Genomic DNA, 14,703 nt, shown 5'->3' with positions numbered 1-14,703 from the left:
GAAAAAGGCCCGGTTTTCACCGGGCCTTTCCATTTCAGCACTCGTATTTCGACCAGATTGCCTTGGTGCCGATCTTGGCGATAAGGGCGGCATGCGCCGCGATCTCGACCTCGGTCAACCGGACGGGCAAGGGCCTCGGTCTCTCAAGGACGATGATCGGCCCGTCCTCCGCGTCGAGCGCCTGGCCCCCGGCCACGCTCGTCACAAGGCCGAGCGCCGCCTGCCGGCCGCCGATCATCTCGATGTAGACTTCCGCGAGCAGTTCGGAGTCGAGCAGCGCGCCGTGCTTGGCGCGATGGGAATTGTCGATGCCATACCGGCGGCAGAGGGCATCGAGCGAATTCGGACCCATGGGATGTTTTCGCCTGGCAAGCGCAAGCGTGTCCGTCACGTGCTCGCCTGCCACCGGCGGAAGGCCCAAACGGGTAAATTCAGCATTGATGAAGCTGATATCGAACGTTGCGTTGTGTGCTACCCAGCGCGCGCCGCCGAAGAAATCGAGGATCTGGTCGGCAACATCACCAAAGCTCGGCTTGTCCTTCAGGAACTCGTCGGTGATGCCGTGAACGGCCAAGGCATCCGGATGGACCTTGCGGTCGCCCGGATTGATGTAGAGATGCAGCGTTCGCCCCGTCGGAAACTGGTTCTCGAGTTCGACGCCGCCGATTTCGATCACGCGGTCGTCGCGGCTATCGAGGCCGGTCGTTTCCGTGTCGAAAATGATTTCACGCATGCAATCTCTCCCGGGTCACGCTGGATCGGAGCGAATCAATCCCACGCGAGTGAATACTAGCAACTTGGACCATTGTGTGGGCGAAAAACCAGGGCCGAGGCCGTCCATCCACGCCCTCGAGCGCCGTGCGTTCAAATGAACGCACAAAGGACGCTCTAGCACTTTGATTCTAGAGCATCTTATCCGCTTCAGTGATGCCACTTGAAAGCGGGATGCTCTAGCTGGCGCGCAATCGGTCGACGACCGACCGAATTTGCCCGCGGGTGACATCGAAACTGTCGCTCGTGTCGATGATGTGGTCCGCCCGTGCGCGCTTTTCGCTGTCCGGCACCTGGCGCGCGAGGATCATCGCGAATTTTTCCGCCGTCATTCCCGGTCGCTTCATCACCCGTTCGCGCTGTATTTCGGGCGCGCAGGTGACCACGACGACCTGGTCGACGCGCCCCTCCGCTTTCGTCTCGAAGAGCAACGGTATATCGAGGACGACAAAGGGGGCACCTGCAGCCCGGTGGGCGGTAATAAACTCCCTCTCCCTGGCACGAACCAGCGGATGGACGATCTGCTCCAGTTCGGAAAGCCGCCCCGGCGCGGCGAGAAGCTGCCGCGAGAGTTCGGCCCGGTCGATGACGCCATCCTTCACCACGCCGGGAAACGCCGCCTCGACCGGCGCCACGGCCTCGCCACGATAGAGCTCATGGACGACCTCGTCGGCATCGTTCACCGGAACGCCGAGTTCACGGAACATCTGGGCCGCAGTCGACTTGCCCATTCCGATCGATCCCGTGAGGCCGACAATGATCATTTGTGACTATCCATATCGCGAATGATGATCTGCCGAAGGGTGTCGTCGACGACCGGCCGACGGCCAAACCATCTTTCGAATCCAGGCACCGCCTGATGCAAGAGCATGCCAAGCCCATCGACGATCGCATAGCCCTGCCCTTCGGCCTGGCGCAGCAATGGTGTCTTCAGCGGCACGTAGACAATGTCCGTGACGACCGCGTCCTTGGCCATCATCGAGAAGTCGATATCCGGCGCCGGTTCGCCATCCATGCCAAGCGAGGTTGTGTTGATGAAGAGCCCGGCACCGGTCATCACCTCGGACAACGCCCCGAGCGGGTGCGCGTGAACAGCCGCGCCAAAGCGATCCGCCAGTTCCTGTGCCCTGGTCGGCGTCCGGTTTACGACGTGAATTGCCTTGATGCCGCGGTTGCGAACCGCCTGGATCACGGCGCGGCTGGCACCGCCGGCGCCGAGAACGACGGCGGTCGAAATCCGGTCCCACCCCTTCGCGCGCTCGTCGAGGTTGGCGACGAAGCCTTGCCCGTCGGTGTTCGTTGCGCAAATCTCTCCGTCTTCGACCCACAAGGTGTTGGCAGCGCCGAGCTCGGCACTCAGTTCGTCCGGGCGATCGGAAAGACGGAAAGCTGCTTCCTTGTGCGGAATGGTGACGTTGCCGCCGCAGAAGCCGGCTGCACCGCTTTTCAATCGACGCATAAAATCCGGAAAATCCTCCGGCGAGACTTCATGGGCCTGGTAGCTGCCGGCGATCCCCAGCTGTTTCAGCCAGTAGCCGTGGATCAACGGCGAACGTGAATGCTTCACCGGAAACCCGGTGACGAAGGCATGGTTAACAAATGTTTCACGTGAATCACGCATCGATCGAGCCCAGGTCACGGAGTTTGGATAGCAGCGGCAGCATCGGCAAGCCGAGGATCGTGAAATAGTCGCCTTCGATCTTTTCGAAGAGCTGGATGCCCTCGCCTTCGAGCTGATAGGCGCCGACGCTGGCAAGCGCCTTCTCGCCAACCCTTGCAAGGTGCCTTTCGATGAAGCCGCGACTGAGCGGGCGGACAGTCATGTGGGCCGAGGAAACGTGGCGCCAGACGACTTCGCCGTCGCGGACAAGAACGACCGCGCTGTTCAGACTGTGCGTCTTGGCTGACAGCGAGAAGAGGTGGTCAGCGGCCTCCGCCATATCCTTGGGCTTGTGATAGACGCGCGACCCGAGTGACATCGTCTGGTCCGAGCCGATGACGAGCGCACCGTCGAAATGTCGCGCGACATCCTTTGCCTTGGCCTCCGCCAGGACCAGCGCAACATCGACGGGGGAAGCACCCGCTGCCTCAAGCGGTTGCTCCAGTGCCCGCTCGTCTACTTCGGCAGCCCTCGCCTGAAACGTAAGTCCGGCGTTTTGCAGGAGGGCGCGGCGAAATGGACTGGCGGAAGCCAACACAAGGGTAGTCGTCATTCTTCCATCCCGGGTTCTTCGTTTCGCTCTATCTGAGCCGCGGACGCAGGGCAACGATCGCCGCGGCGGTTTCCTCGATCGAGCGGCGCGTCACGTCGATCATCGGCCAATTGTTGCGCGCGCAGAGCGAGCGAGCATATTTCAACTCCTCGGCGATCGAGGCCCGGTCGGTATATTCCTGGCCGTGGAAGGTCTGGGTCGATCCAAGCAGCCGGTGCTGGCGGACTTGCGAGATCCTGTCGGCTGTCGCGATGAGCCCGACGACCAGCGGTTTCGTCGCGCTGAGCAGACCATCCGGCAGCGGCACGCCGGGTACGATCGGGATGTTTGCCGTCTTGATGCCGCGATTGGCAAGATAGATGCTCGTCGGCGTCTTCGATGTACGACTTACACCGACGAGAACGACGTCGGCCTCGTCGAAATCCGCCGGCATCTGGCCGTCGTCATGGTCCATGGTGAAGTTCAGTGCCTCGATCCGGGCAAAATACTCCGCATCCATCACATGTTGCGCGCCCGAGCGGCGGCGGGACGGCGAGCCGAGATAGGATTGAAACAGATCGATGATCGGATCGAGCACGGAGACGCAGGGCACACCGATCTCGCGGCAACGCTGATCGATGACGTCGGCAAGCTCGCGGTCGACGATCGTGTACAGAACGATGCCCGGCGCACCGTCGATCGCGTCCAGCACCTGCATGAGCTGCTTCCGGTTCCGGATCAGCGGATAGACGTGCTCCAGCGCATGGGATGACTGGAACTGCGCCGCGGCCGCGCGTCCCGCAGCAATGAGCGTCTCGCCCGTCGAATCGGAGACGAGGTGCAGGTGGAAATAGTTTTTTCGGTTCTCCACGCAATTCTCCGGGGGCTGTTGATAGGCCGGGACAGAAACAGCTAACGGCGCGGCGGCTGTCCAGGCAAGTGGAAAAGCGCCGACTTATTCACATCCCTGACCCAGCCGGAGAACATCGAACGCGTCATGTGGACAAGACTCATGGCAACGACAAAATGTCACGCGCTTCGACAGCTTGTCCACAGGAAGGGCAAAATTCGCGACGAGCGTAAGTTACCGATTCTTTAGCGTTTTCCGCTTTCTCCCTGGTCTTTTTTACCAGAACGGTTTTCTTCTCCCCCGATCGCACGGCTGCGGCAGGGCCACTGGATGAATTGCGGATTGATTTTAATCCTTGATAGCCACCGACTCTAAGAAATAGAAACCTTCTTAAATTCAGTTTTATTATAGATTGGAGAAGCCGCGAGTGAGCGAGATACGTCGCAAGGTCCTCGAGGTGCTGGATGGGAAATGCCTGACCCCTCCACCGATTTGGCTCATGCGCCAGGCGGGACGTTACCTCCCGGAATATCGTGAGACGAGGGCCAAGGCGGGAAGCTTCCTTGATCTCTGCTATACGCCCGATCTGGCTGTCGAGGTGACACTGCAGCCGATAAGGCGATATGCGTTCGATGCCGCGATCCTCTTTTCCGATATCCTGGTCATCCCGGACGCGCTTCATCGAAATGTTCGCTTCGAGGAGGGTCATGGACCGAAGATGGATCCAATCGATGCGGACGGCATTGCGCGACTAAGCGTCGTCGGCGTCTCCGATCACCTACGGCCCGTCATCGAGACGGTTTCGCGACTGCGGCGGGAATTGCCGGCGGAAACGACGCTGCTTGGCTTCTGTGGCGCGCCCTGGACCGTCGCAACCTACATGATTGCTGGTCATGGAACGCCGGATCAGGCCCCCGCCCGCCTCTTTGCCTACCGCCATCCGAAGGAATTCGACGATCTGCTGGCGTTCCTCGCTGACATTTCCGCCGACTATCTGGTTGAGCAGATCGACGCCGGTGCAGATGCGGTACAGATCTTCGATTCCTGGGCGGGTGTGCTCGGCGAGGAGGAATTTGCCCGCTTCGCCGCCGAACCTGTGCGCCGGATGGTCGCATCGGTTCGCGCACGGCGGCCGTCGGCCAAGGTCATTGCCTTCGCGAAAGGCGCGGGGCTTTTGCTCAAGGATTACCGGCAGGCGACCGGGGCGGATGCGATCGGGCTTGATTGGTCGGTGCCGCTGTCCTTTGCGGCCGAGCTGCAGAAGGACGGCCCAGTGCAGGGCAATCTGGATCCGATGCGGGTGGTGGCTGGCGGCGCGGCGCTGGAAAGCGGAATCGACCGGATTCTCGATGTGCTTGGCAATGGACCGCTGATCTTCAATCTAGGACATGGGATTACACCGCAAGCGGACCCGGAGAACGTGACGGCATTGGTGTCGCGGGTCCGCGGGAGGCGATGATGGCGGAGCGCCAGACTGACAGCGCGCCGGGGAACAGGGCGCGCCTGCGCGCATGGGTCGCCCTTTCGGCGTTTTTCCTGCTGCTGGTCGGCCTCTTCGTCTGGCGGCCGGACGACCTCTATCTGTGGATCAAGGCGTTGCACGTCATTGCCGTGATATCCTGGATGGCTGCACTTCTCTACATGCCGCGTCTCTTCATTTATCACACCGATGCGGCGCCGGGATCGGCGCAGTCGGAAACGTTCAAGATGATGGAGCAGCGCCTGATGAAGGTCATCATGAACCCGGCGATGATGATCTCGTGGGCGCTCGGGCTCTATCTTGCATGGAGCGTCTATGGCTTTCAGGGCGGCTGGCTGCATGCCAAGCTCTTTTTCGTCGTGCTCTTGACCATCGTGCATGTGCACTTCAGCCGTGCGGTGAGAGCCTTCGAGCGCGACGAGAATCGCCGTGATGCACGCTACTGGCGGCTGATGAACGAGGCGCCGACGCTGCTGATGATCCTCATCGTCATTATGGTCGTGGTGAAACCATTTTGAATTCAATCGATTTTTAGCTGCAATAGTTGTCGCTAATTTGCCGCAGCCCCTTGCGGCGTTTCACGTGAATCGCTATTTTCACCCATCTCCTTCTTCCTGTGGCCTGACCAAGTTTAGAGCCTGCCTCTTTCCCCTCGCAGCTCCCTTACAAAAATCACGCCAACTTCCATTCCCCATACCACACATGGACTCTTCATGGCTGAAATGAAGCTTCAAGAACTTAAGAACAAGACGCCGACCGATCTCCTGGCCTTTGCCGAAGAGCTCGAGGTCGAGAACGCCAGCACGATGCGCAAGCAGGAGCTGATGTTCGCAATCCTCAAGATGCTCGCCGCCCAGGACATCGAGATCATCGGGGAAGGCGTCGTCGAGGTGCTGCAGGACGGGTTCGGCTTCCTGCGCTCCGCCAATGCCAACTACCTTCCCGGCCCGGACGATATCTATATCTCGCCCTCGCAGATCCGCCGTTTTTCGTTGAAGACCGGTGATACGGTCGAAGGGCCGATTCGCGGTCCGAAAGAAGGCGAGCGCTACTTTGCGCTGCTGAAGGTCAATACGATCAACTTCGACGATCCGGAAAAGATCCGGCACAAGGTGCATTTCGACAACCTGACGCCGCTCTATCCGAACGAGCGCTTCAAGATGGAGCTTGAGGTTCCGACGTCGAAGGACCTTTCCGCTCGCGTCATCGATCTGGTGGCGCCGCTCGGCAAGGGTCAACGCGGGCTGATCGTGGCGCCGCCGCGCACCGGTAAGACGGTACTTCTGCAGAACATCGCCCATTCGATCACCGCGAACCATCCGGAATGCTATCTGATCGTTCTCTTGATCGATGAACGTCCGGAAGAAGTGACCGACATGCAGCGCTCGGTGAAGGGCGAGGTCGTCTCCTCGACCTTTGACGAGCCGGCGACCCGTCACGTCCAGGTTGCAGAAATGGTCATCGAGAAGGCCAAGCGCCTTGTCGAGCATGGCAGGGATGTTGTCATTCTGCTCGATTCGATCACCCGCCTCGGCCGCGCCTATAACACGGTTGTTCCTTCATCCGGCAAGGTGCTGACAGGCGGTGTCGACGCCAATGCGCTTCAGCGTCCGAAGCGTTTCTTCGGCGCCGCGCGCAATATCGAGGAAGGCGGCTCGCTGACGATCATAGCGACGGCGCTGATCGATACCGGAAGCCGCATGGACGAAGTGATCTTCGAAGAGTTCAAGGGCACCGGCAACTCGGAAATCGTGCTCGACCGCAAGGTCGCCGACAAGCGCATCTTCCCGGCCATGGACATTCTGAAATCCGGCACGCGTAAGGAGGATCTGCTCGTCCCGCGCCAGGATCTCCAGAAGATCTTCGTTCTGCGCCGCATCCTCGCTCCGATGGGTACGACCGATGCAATCGAATTCCTGATCGACAAGCTGAAGCAGACGAAGACCAATGGCGACTTCTTCGAATCGATGAACACCTGACGACATTTCAGGTTCTCTGCAGCAAATGGCCGGGGCGTGCCACGCCCTGGCCATTTTCTATTTGCCGAGACCGCTGATTTCATTAGCCGGATTCGGCGAAAGTGGCTGAGCGCAGATGCGATATGACCCGTCAGCTTCACGATGATTCACGTGAAACAACCGAATTGTGTTCGTCCGCGGCCGGGGGAGTGCCTGCTGCGTGGCCGCCCTTAATCGTGGCCGATTACAGCGTCCTTTGCGCGACTGAAAAGACGCACGACGCTGTAGTGGGAGATGCTTGATTTCCGCCGCCGGTGGGTGCATAAGTCGCGGCGTTCTGCACTCCGTGCAGAAATGGCGAGAGTTGCTTGGACGAATTGATGGCCGTCCCTTGATGCAACTGGCCCTAGCCCTCAAAGACAGAAAATGAAACCGAGTTTGCAGCCAACGCGTTGTGCTCGGGGACGCGCGGTAGGCCGATGGAAGTTACGGACACGATATATGCACTATCGAGCGGCGCCCTGCCTGCGGGCGTTGCCGTTATCCGCATCAGCGGCCCGGCCACAGTCGAGGCGATTGGGCGGCTTTGCGGGGCTGTGCCGCAAGCCCGGATCGCTACCTTGAGAACGATTCGGACTCGAAACGGTGACCCGCTGGATAGCGGGCTGGTCATCTACTTTCCGGGACCGGCATCCTTCACCGGCGAGGATTGCTGCGAAATGCAGGTGCATGGCGGGCGTGCAGTTGTCCATGCGATATTGGAAGAGCTTGCGCACGTCGTCGATCTGCGTCACGCGGAGGCGGGCGAGTTTTCGAGGCGGGCGTTTCAAAACGGCAAGATGGATCTGGTCGAGGTCGAGGGCCTGGCGGACCTGATCGCGGCGGAGACCGAGATGCAGCGTCGCCTGGCGCTCGAGCATTCCGGTGGCGGGCAGTCGGCGCTCTACGAAGGTTGGGCACGGCGCCTGACGCATGCACGCGCAATGATCGAAGCAGAGCTCGATTTCGCCGATGAGGACGACGTTCCCGGTTCCGTGAGCGCTTCGATCTGGAAGGACATGCGGAAGCTTCGCGGTGAAATCGAAGAGCACATCGGTCAGGCGGGCCTGGCGGAGATCATTCGCGATGGCCTCAAGATCGTCATTGCCGGCGAACCGAACGCCGGCAAGTCGAGTCTCCTCAATGCGTTGGCGAAGCGCGATGTCGCGATCGTGACCGAGGTCGCCGGCACCACGCGCGATATCATCTCCGTGGATCTTTCGTTAGCCGGATTCTCCGTGAAACTGTTCGACACGGCTGGGTTGCGGGAGACCGATGAACTGGTGGAACGAGAGGGAATTCGCCGTGCGCGCGAGACTATCGGGCGAGCCGATCTCGTGCTGTTGTTATCGGATAATCCGGTACGTTTTTGCTTGAGCGAAGCCATACCGGACAATATCCCGACCATAAGGGTCGCGACAAAGATCGACCGGGACGATGTTTCGTGGTTGCCGAGCGATGCTGATATATTCCTGTCGACCAAGACCGGAGCTGGCATCGCGGATCTGTTGGAGGCGTTGGGAGCGTACCTTCCGGACCTGGCCGGCAAGACGGCGCTGTCGATGCCGTCGCGAAAGCGCCACGTCGATTGCCTACGTCAGGCAAGTGCTGCCCTGGAGCGGAGCCTGTCGTCAGAGGCTATGGGGCTGGATATTCAGGCGGAGCAATTGCGGGTGGCGGCAGATGCGTTGGGCCGAATCACGGGACGCGTTGATGTCGAGAACCTGCTCGATGTAATATTTTCGGAGTTCTGCATCGGCAAGTAAATGGCAGTGCAGATACAACGATAGCGAGTCATTCGCGGCGTTTCACGTGAAACCACTTGACTCGCCCGAATGAAATTCAGAGTCAGGGCTGGAACCAGCTGGAGCATTGGAATGACGAGTTATGATGTCATCGTGATTGGTGGCGGACATGCCGGCTGCGAAGCGGCTTCGGCCTCGGCGCGGCTTGGCGCGAGCACCGCTCTCATCACGCATAGGCGTGACACAATCGGGGTGATGTCTTGCAACCCGGCGATTGGTGGCTTGGGCAAGGGTCATCTAGTGCGTGAGATCGACGCCCTGGACGGCCTGATGGGTCGCGTCGCCGATGCCGCCGGCATCCAGTTTCGGCTGCTCAATCGCCGCAAGGGACCCGCCGTGCGCGGTCCCCGGACGCAGGCGGATCGCAAGCTCTATCGGGAGGCGATGCAAAACGCGATCGGTGCGGTCGACCGTCTGTCGGTTATCGAGGGGGATGCTTTTGACCTGCTGACCGAAGATGGCGCGGTCTGCGGCGTTGTCATGAAGGATGGTCGGACCTTCCGGGCGCCAGCGGTCGTGCTTACGACCGGCACTTTCCTCAAGGGTCTTATCCATATTGGCGATCGCAAGATTCCGGCCGGTCGCGTGGGCGAAGAACCGTCGATCGGTCTTTCGGGAACTTTGGCGCGCTTTGGGCTTAATCTCGGAAGACTAAAGACCGGCACGCCGGCGCGGCTCGATGGCCGCACGATCGATTGGGACCGCGTCGGTCGCCAAGGACCGGATGAGGATCCGGTACCATTCTCGTTCTTGACCGACAAGATCGCGAATCGGCAGATCGACTGTGGCGTGACGCGGACGACAGAGGCCACGCACAAGCTCATCGCCGAGAACATCCATCGCTCCGCAATGTATTCCGGCCAGATCGAAGGCGTCGGGCCTCGCTATTGCCCGTCGATCGAGGACAAGATCGTCCGCTTTGGCGAGCGGGATGGGCACCAGATTTTCCTGGAGCCTGAAGGGTTGGACGACGATACCGTCTATCCCAACGGCATTTCGACCTCTCTGCCCGAAGAGGTCCAGGACGCCTTTGTCCGAACCATTCCGGGACTGGAGGAGGTAACGATCCTGCAGCCCGGTTACGCGATCGAATACGACCATGTCGATCCGCGGGAGCTGCAACTGTCTCTTGCGGTACGGAAGGCGCCCGGCCTGTTTCTCGCTGGCCAGATCAATGGAACCACGGGCTATGAAGAGGCGGGCGCCCAGGGTCTGGTCGCGGGATTGAATGCCGCCCTCTCCGCTTTGGGCCGCGCACCATTCAATTTCAGCCGTACTGATTCCTATATCGGTGTGATGATCGATGATCTGACGTCGCGCGGCATCACCGAGCCCTACCGCATGTTCACATCGCGCGCCGAGTATCGGCTCTCGCTTCGCGCCGACAATGCCGACATGCGGCTGACGCCGATCGGCATCGATCTCGGCCTAGTGGGCGCGGCGCGACAGGAGCGCTTTGAAGATTGGAAGGGCAACTATGAGCGCGGGCGCGCGCTGTTGCAGTCTCTCTCGGTGACGCCGACAGAGGGCAAGCGGTTTGGCCTGAAGCTCAATCAGGACGGCCAGCGCCGATCAGCGTTTGAGATCCTGTCCTACCCTGAGCAATCAATAGCCGGGTTGAAACCGCTGTGGCCGGAGCTCGAAGGGATCGACGGGCGTGTGGTCGAGGCGCTGGAGATCGACGCGGCCTACGCGGTCTATATGGAAAGGCAGGCGGCAGACATTGCCGGCATTCGCCGCGAAGAGAGCACCAGCATTCCCGAAGACTTCGACTACAGCCTGTTGCCGGGATTATCGAACGAGCTGAAGCAGAAGCTGACGCAGCAGAGACCACGCAATCTGGCGCAGGCAACGAAGGTCGACGGGATGACGCCGGCGGCGGTGTCGCTGATCCTCACATGGCTGAAGCGCCAGGACCGCGACGATCTGCGTGTGGCGAGGCAAGCAGTACAATGAAAACGAGTCTCGCCGGAAGCCTGAACGGATTGCGTGTTTCACGTGAAACGATCGAGAAGCTTGAGCACTTTGGCGCCTTGTTTCAGAAATGGGCGAAGTCGATCAACCTCGTCGCGCCGTCGACACTTGAGGATTTATGGCGGCGCCATATCGTCGACAGCCTGCAGATCTTCCAACTGGCGCCGACGCCAAAGGTCTGGGTCGACCTCGGCAGCGGTGGTGGGTTTCCCGGCGTGATAACCGCGATCTGCCTGTCGGAGCTCGAGGGCGGCTGGGTTCACCTGGTTGAAAGCAACAACAAAAAATGCGCCTTCTTGCGCGTCGCCTTGAATGAAACCGGTGCCAGAGGTTCTGTGCATCCGATTCGAATCGAAAATGCGAGTGCAATCATTCCCCGTTGCGACGCGATTTCGGCGCGTGCGCTCGCCGATCTGAACCAATTGTTGGATTATTGCGCGCCTTGGATGCTCGGAGAAGGCGCCGATGCCGTCGCTTATTTCCACAAAGGGCGGGATTACCAGCAGGAAATCGACAAAGCCGTTAGCCGCTTTCAATTCGATCTGATAAAACATGCAAGTGTTGTCGAGCCAGATTCGGTCGTGCTCGAGATTGCAAATCTTTCACGTCGGACGAAGTGATAGGCGAGCGGAAAACATGTTTGGCCTCAGAAATCGGATTATCACGATTGCTAACCAGAAAGGCGGGGTCGGAAAGACGACCACCGCCATCAATCTTGCGACCGCTTTGGCCGCAATTGGCGAGAAAGTCCTGATTGTCGATCTCGACCCGCAGGGAAATGCCAGCACGGGCCTCGGGATCCAGCGCCGCGACCGGCATCTTTCCTCCTATGAATTGATGATGGGTAGCCATTCGATCGGCGAGATCGCCCAAAGTACCGCAGTACCGAATCTTTCGATCGTGCCTTCGACAATGGACCTGCTTGGCATCGAGATGGAGATCGCCCGCGAATCGGACCGGGTCTTTCGCCTCCGCAAGGCATTGGCCGCCAGCGAGGCTCTTGCCTATTCTTATGTTCTGGTCGATTGCCCGCCGTCTTTCAATCTTTTGACGATGAATGCGATGGCCGCAGCGCATTCCGTGCTTGTGCCGTTGCAATGCGAATTCTTCGCGCTGGAGGGCTTGAGCCAGCTGCTGGAAACCGTCGATCAGGTACGCCGGACGGTCAATCCAAGCCTGGACATTCAAGGAATCGTCCTGACTATGTTCGATTCCCGTAACAATCTGGCTCAGCAGGTCGTGAGTGACGTCCGCACCCATCTGGGTGATAAGGTCTATCACACACTAATCCCGCGGAATGTTCGGGTTTCGGAGGCGCCCTCTTATGGAAAGCCGGCCATTCTCTATGATCTAAAGTGCGCCGGCAGCCAGGCATATCTACAATTGGCGTCCGAAGTGATCCAGCGCGAGCGGCAACGCAAGGCTGCGTAATCGTTTCGGTATCGTAATAAGATTGGATGACAGATGAACGACGACAGCTCCAAGAGGCGTCTGGGCCGTGGTTTGGCGGCATTGATCGGCGAAATGGATCAGCCATTGCAAGGCGGCGCAAGACCGCAGACGCCGTTCAATCCCGATCGCCGCGTGCCGATCGAGTTTGTGTCACGCAATCCTCGCAACCCACGCCGCCAGTTCGACGAAGCGGAGCTGCAGGATCTTGCGAGCTCGATCCGCCAGCACGGCATTGTGCAACCCGTCGTCGTGCGTACCGTTGGGAGCGACCGCTACGAGATCATTGCCGGCGAGCGCCGCTGGCGGGCGGCCCAACTTGCGGGTTTCACCGAAATCCCGGTGATCGTGCGAGACGTGGACGATCGCACCGCGCTGGAGATCGCGATCGTCGAGAACGTTCAACGATCCGACCTCAACCCGCTCGAAGAGGCGCTGGGCTACGAACAGCTGATCGCTGAACACGGCTATACGCAAAACGACCTGGGCGACATCATCGGAAAGAGCCGCAGCCATGTGGCCAACAGCCTGCGGCTGCTGAAGCTGCCTGAGCCTGTGCGCGACATGCTGTCGGACGGTAGCCTCTCGGCCGGCCATGCACGGGCGCTGATTCCGACGTCCGATCCGGTGGCCCTGGCGCGCAACATCGTTGCGAAGGGGCTTTCAGTGCGCGAGACGGAGCGCCTGGCGCAGAACGACATCCGGGCGCAGAACGATCCCAATTTCGCCAAGGCGCCGCGTCGCGAGGAAAAGGACGCCGATACGCTGGCTCTCGAGCGCACACTTTCGGACAGCCTCGGGCTCGAAGTCACCGTCAGCCATAAGGCGTCGGGCGGGCACCTGCGCATCGCCTACAAAACGCTTGACCAGCTCGAAGAGATTTGCCGACTGCTGGAGCGCCGGTAGCCTAGAAATCACGTAACCTCTTGATTTTTGGGCGATTCCGCGCCTTTCGCGAGAAGGCGCGGCGGAGCCGGTATCCTGCAACAGCCTCCCTGCCGATCTGACGGGAGAAGAATGCGGCGGTCCGCCAGGCTGGCAATGCGTCGTGCTCTCCGCGCGTCAACGACGTGGGCAGACGCTCACGCAAGCATCGGCGGTTCCGCTTGACAGCAATGCGAGGACGCAAGAACCGGCGGGCGGTTTTCAACGCCGTGCAGACTGAACGGTGATCGCCAAGAGATTCTGCAGAACGAGACTGTCTTCCAGGCTCGGCCGTGTGCGGCTTTGATAGATCGTGGCCTGTAGCCGGTTCATTTCCCGGCGTATTGCCGGCCCCGTCCAGTGCCGAAGGGCGGCTTCGACAATCGGTTTGCGCCGGAAATGCAGGCCCCTTCCAAGGCTGGCGATCACCTGGCTCGAAGTTTGGCGGCTGGCATCCATTTCTGCGCGCATGGCGTCCAACTGCTGGAACTGCCGCAAGCAGGCCTGGAGCACGAGAAACGGCGGAGTCTTCGACGTTGTAATCTTCCTGATGGCATGGAGCAGCGCGTCCACGTCGCCCTTCAGCACGGCATCCACCGCATCGTCGACAGAAATCGCACTGGCATCGCCGACGATGTCGAGCACATCGCCTTCATCGATCATCTCCTTGCCGCGGCAGTAGAGTGCAAGTTTTCGAACCTCATTGCGCGAGGCAAGACGATCGCCGCCAAGAGCTTCGAGCAGGCGCTCGCGTGCGGCGGGGCTCAGTCGAAGCCCCGCTTCGGCGAGTTCCTGATCAATCAGCGCGTGCAGGCTGCGGACATCGTCGCTGTAGCAGGCGATCGACGCGATCGAGCGGGCCGATTCGCCGGCCTTCCGAAGGGCTGCCCCCTTCTTGAGGTCGCCAGCCTCTATGATGAGATAGCTGCCGGTCGGCGGCTCGGCGGCAAGGATCTGCAACGCTTCGGAAAGCGCCTTCTCGGCGGAAGCGCCGCGGATCCAGACGAGTTTCTCGCCGCCGAAAAGGCCAATGGCATTGACCTCGTCCAGCAATCGCCCGGGATCCTGCTGCAAGTCGCTGGCGTCGAGTTTGACGACGGCAAACGGGTCATCGAGCGGGATCCCGAATTTTGAGGCAAGCAGCGCGGCGCGTTCGGAAACGAGTCCCCGATCGGGGCCGTAGAGCAAGAAAAGCCGGTAGCTTGCAGCCGCCTTCTGCAGGAAGCCGTCGAACTCGTGCGACTTGATCTCACTCATCCGA

Annotated in this window: 14 protein-coding genes; 8 read left to right on the top strand and 6 right to left on the bottom strand. The window is 60.3% G+C overall.

What is annotated here, in order from left to right; all coding sequences use genetic code 11:
• Nucleotides 1–34: 34 nt before the first annotated feature.
• From dnaQ to QN222_RS16075, 5 genes are all read right to left on the bottom strand, one after another.
• Nucleotides 35–733, bottom strand: coding sequence for a DNA polymerase III subunit epsilon (gene dnaQ, locus QN222_RS16095; protein ID WP_283960607.1), 699 nt, complete (start codon nucleotides 731–733; stop codon nucleotides 35–37).
• 217 nt (nucleotides 734–950) lie between these two features.
• Nucleotides 951–1,535, bottom strand: coding sequence for a dephospho-CoA kinase (coaE, locus tag QN222_RS16090; protein ID WP_283960606.1), 585 nt, complete (start codon nucleotides 1,533–1,535; stop codon nucleotides 951–953).
• Nucleotides 1,532–2,392: a shikimate dehydrogenase gene (locus tag QN222_RS16085; RefSeq protein ID WP_283960605.1), complete on the bottom strand. Its 861-nt coding sequence runs from the start codon at nucleotides 2,390–2,392 to the stop codon at nucleotides 1,532–1,534. The genes coaE and QN222_RS16085 overlap by 4 nt, the downstream gene beginning before the upstream one ends.
• Nucleotides 2,385–2,984, bottom strand: coding sequence for a Maf-like protein (locus tag QN222_RS16080; protein ID WP_283960604.1), 600 nt, complete (start codon nucleotides 2,982–2,984; stop codon nucleotides 2,385–2,387). Before QN222_RS16080 ends, QN222_RS16085 begins: the two co-directional genes overlap by 8 nt.
• A 28-nt stretch (nucleotides 2,985–3,012) precedes the next feature.
• Nucleotides 3,013–3,834 (bottom strand): pyruvate, water dikinase regulatory protein, encoded by an 822-nt coding sequence (locus QN222_RS16075; protein WP_180939532.1) that lies wholly within the window; start codon nucleotides 3,832–3,834, stop codon nucleotides 3,013–3,015.
• A gap of 406 nt (nucleotides 3,835–4,240) precedes the next feature.
• Here QN222_RS16075 and hemE point away from each other — a divergent pair, with 406 nt between their 5' ends.
• The 8 genes from hemE to QN222_RS16035 all read left to right on the top strand — a co-directional run bounded on the left by hemE (nucleotide 4,241) and on the right by QN222_RS16035 (nucleotide 13,424).
• A complete protein-coding gene (gene hemE, locus QN222_RS16070) occupies nucleotides 4,241–5,272 on the top strand; it encodes a uroporphyrinogen decarboxylase (RefSeq protein ID WP_283960603.1) in 1,032 nt (343 codons plus the stop codon).
• Entirely contained in the window at nucleotides 5,269–5,811 is a 543-nt protein-coding gene (gene hemJ, locus QN222_RS16065; RefSeq protein WP_283960602.1) for a protoporphyrinogen oxidase HemJ, read from the top strand. The genes hemE and hemJ overlap by 4 nt, the downstream gene beginning before the upstream one ends.
• A gap of 195 nt (nucleotides 5,812–6,006) precedes the next feature.
• Nucleotides 6,007–7,272, top strand: coding sequence for a transcription termination factor Rho (gene rho, locus QN222_RS16060; protein WP_180939528.1), 1,266 nt, complete (start codon nucleotides 6,007–6,009; stop codon nucleotides 7,270–7,272).
• Nucleotides 7,273–7,730: 458 nt separating this feature from the next.
• On the top strand, nucleotides 7,731–9,056 hold the full coding sequence (gene mnmE / locus QN222_RS16055; protein ID WP_283960601.1) for a tRNA uridine-5-carboxymethylaminomethyl(34) synthesis GTPase MnmE: 1,326 nt from the start codon (nucleotides 7,731–7,733) through the stop codon (nucleotides 9,054–9,056).
• Nucleotides 9,057–9,167: 111 nt separating this feature from the next.
• Nucleotides 9,168–11,051, top strand: a complete 1,884-nt coding sequence (gene mnmG, locus QN222_RS16050) for a tRNA uridine-5-carboxymethylaminomethyl(34) synthesis enzyme MnmG (protein WP_283960600.1) — start codon at nucleotides 9,168–9,170, stop codon at nucleotides 11,049–11,051.
• Complete coding sequence (gene rsmG, locus QN222_RS16045) at nucleotides 11,048–11,689, top strand: 16S rRNA (guanine(527)-N(7))-methyltransferase RsmG (protein ID WP_283960599.1); 642 nt, start codon at nucleotides 11,048–11,050, stop codon at nucleotides 11,687–11,689. Before mnmG ends, rsmG begins: the two co-directional genes overlap by 4 nt.
• A gap of 16 nt (nucleotides 11,690–11,705) precedes the next feature.
• A complete protein-coding gene (locus QN222_RS16040; RefSeq protein ID WP_180939524.1) occupies nucleotides 11,706–12,500 on the top strand; it encodes a ParA family protein in 795 nt (264 codons plus the stop codon).
• A 33-nt stretch (nucleotides 12,501–12,533) separates the two neighbouring features.
• Nucleotides 12,534–13,424 (top strand): ParB/RepB/Spo0J family partition protein, encoded by an 891-nt coding sequence (locus tag QN222_RS16035; protein ID WP_283960598.1) that lies wholly within the window; start codon nucleotides 12,534–12,536, stop codon nucleotides 13,422–13,424.
• A 240-nt stretch (nucleotides 13,425–13,664) separates the two neighbouring features.
• On the opposite strand, the gene holA is transcribed toward QN222_RS16035, so the two are convergent.
• Entirely contained in the window at nucleotides 13,665–14,699 is a 1,035-nt protein-coding gene (holA, locus tag QN222_RS16030) for a DNA polymerase III subunit delta (RefSeq protein WP_283960597.1), read from the bottom strand.
• Nucleotides 14,700–14,703: the final 4 nt, after the last annotated feature.

The organism is Sinorhizobium sp. 6-70, from assembly GCF_030124375.1.
GTDB lineage: Bacteria > Pseudomonadota > Alphaproteobacteria > Rhizobiales > Rhizobiaceae > Sinorhizobium.
The sequence above is the reverse complement of the archived record's forward strand: the minus strand, read 5'-3'. Positions and strand labels throughout refer to the sequence as shown.

Bases quoted from the DNA above. Each gene is read 5' to 3' on its own strand.
- dnaQ (WP_283960607.1), bottom strand. From the start codon at position 733: ATGCGTGAAATCATTTTCGACACGGAAACGACCGGCCTCGATAGCCGC.
- coaE (WP_283960606.1), bottom strand. From the start codon at position 1,535: ATGATCATTGTCGGCCTCACGGGATCGATCGGAATGGGCAAGTCGACT.
- QN222_RS16085 (WP_283960605.1), bottom strand. From the start codon at position 2,392: ATGCGTGATTCACGTGAAACATTTGTTAACCATGCCTTCGTCACCGGG.
- QN222_RS16080 (WP_283960604.1), bottom strand. From the start codon at position 2,984: ATGACGACTACCCTTGTGTTGGCTTCCGCCAGTCCATTTCGCCGCGCC.
- hemJ (WP_283960602.1), top strand. From the start codon at position 5,269: ATGATGGCGGAGCGCCAGACTGACAGCGCGCCGGGGAACAGGGCGCGC.
- rho (WP_180939528.1), top strand. From the start codon at position 6,007: ATGGCTGAAATGAAGCTTCAAGAACTTAAGAACAAGACGCCGACCGAT.
- mnmE (WP_283960601.1), top strand. From the start codon at position 7,731: ATGGAAGTTACGGACACGATATATGCACTATCGAGCGGCGCCCTGCCT.
- mnmG (WP_283960600.1), top strand. From the start codon at position 9,168: ATGACGAGTTATGATGTCATCGTGATTGGTGGCGGACATGCCGGCTGC.
- rsmG (WP_283960599.1), top strand. From the start codon at position 11,048: ATGAAAACGAGTCTCGCCGGAAGCCTGAACGGATTGCGTGTTTCACGT.
- QN222_RS16040 (WP_180939524.1), top strand. From the start codon at position 11,706: ATGTTTGGCCTCAGAAATCGGATTATCACGATTGCTAACCAGAAAGGC.
- QN222_RS16035 (WP_283960598.1), top strand. From the start codon at position 12,534: ATGAACGACGACAGCTCCAAGAGGCGTCTGGGCCGTGGTTTGGCGGCA.
- holA (WP_283960597.1), bottom strand. From the start codon at position 14,699: ATGAGTGAGATCAAGTCGCACGAGTTCGACGGCTTCCTGCAGAAGGCG.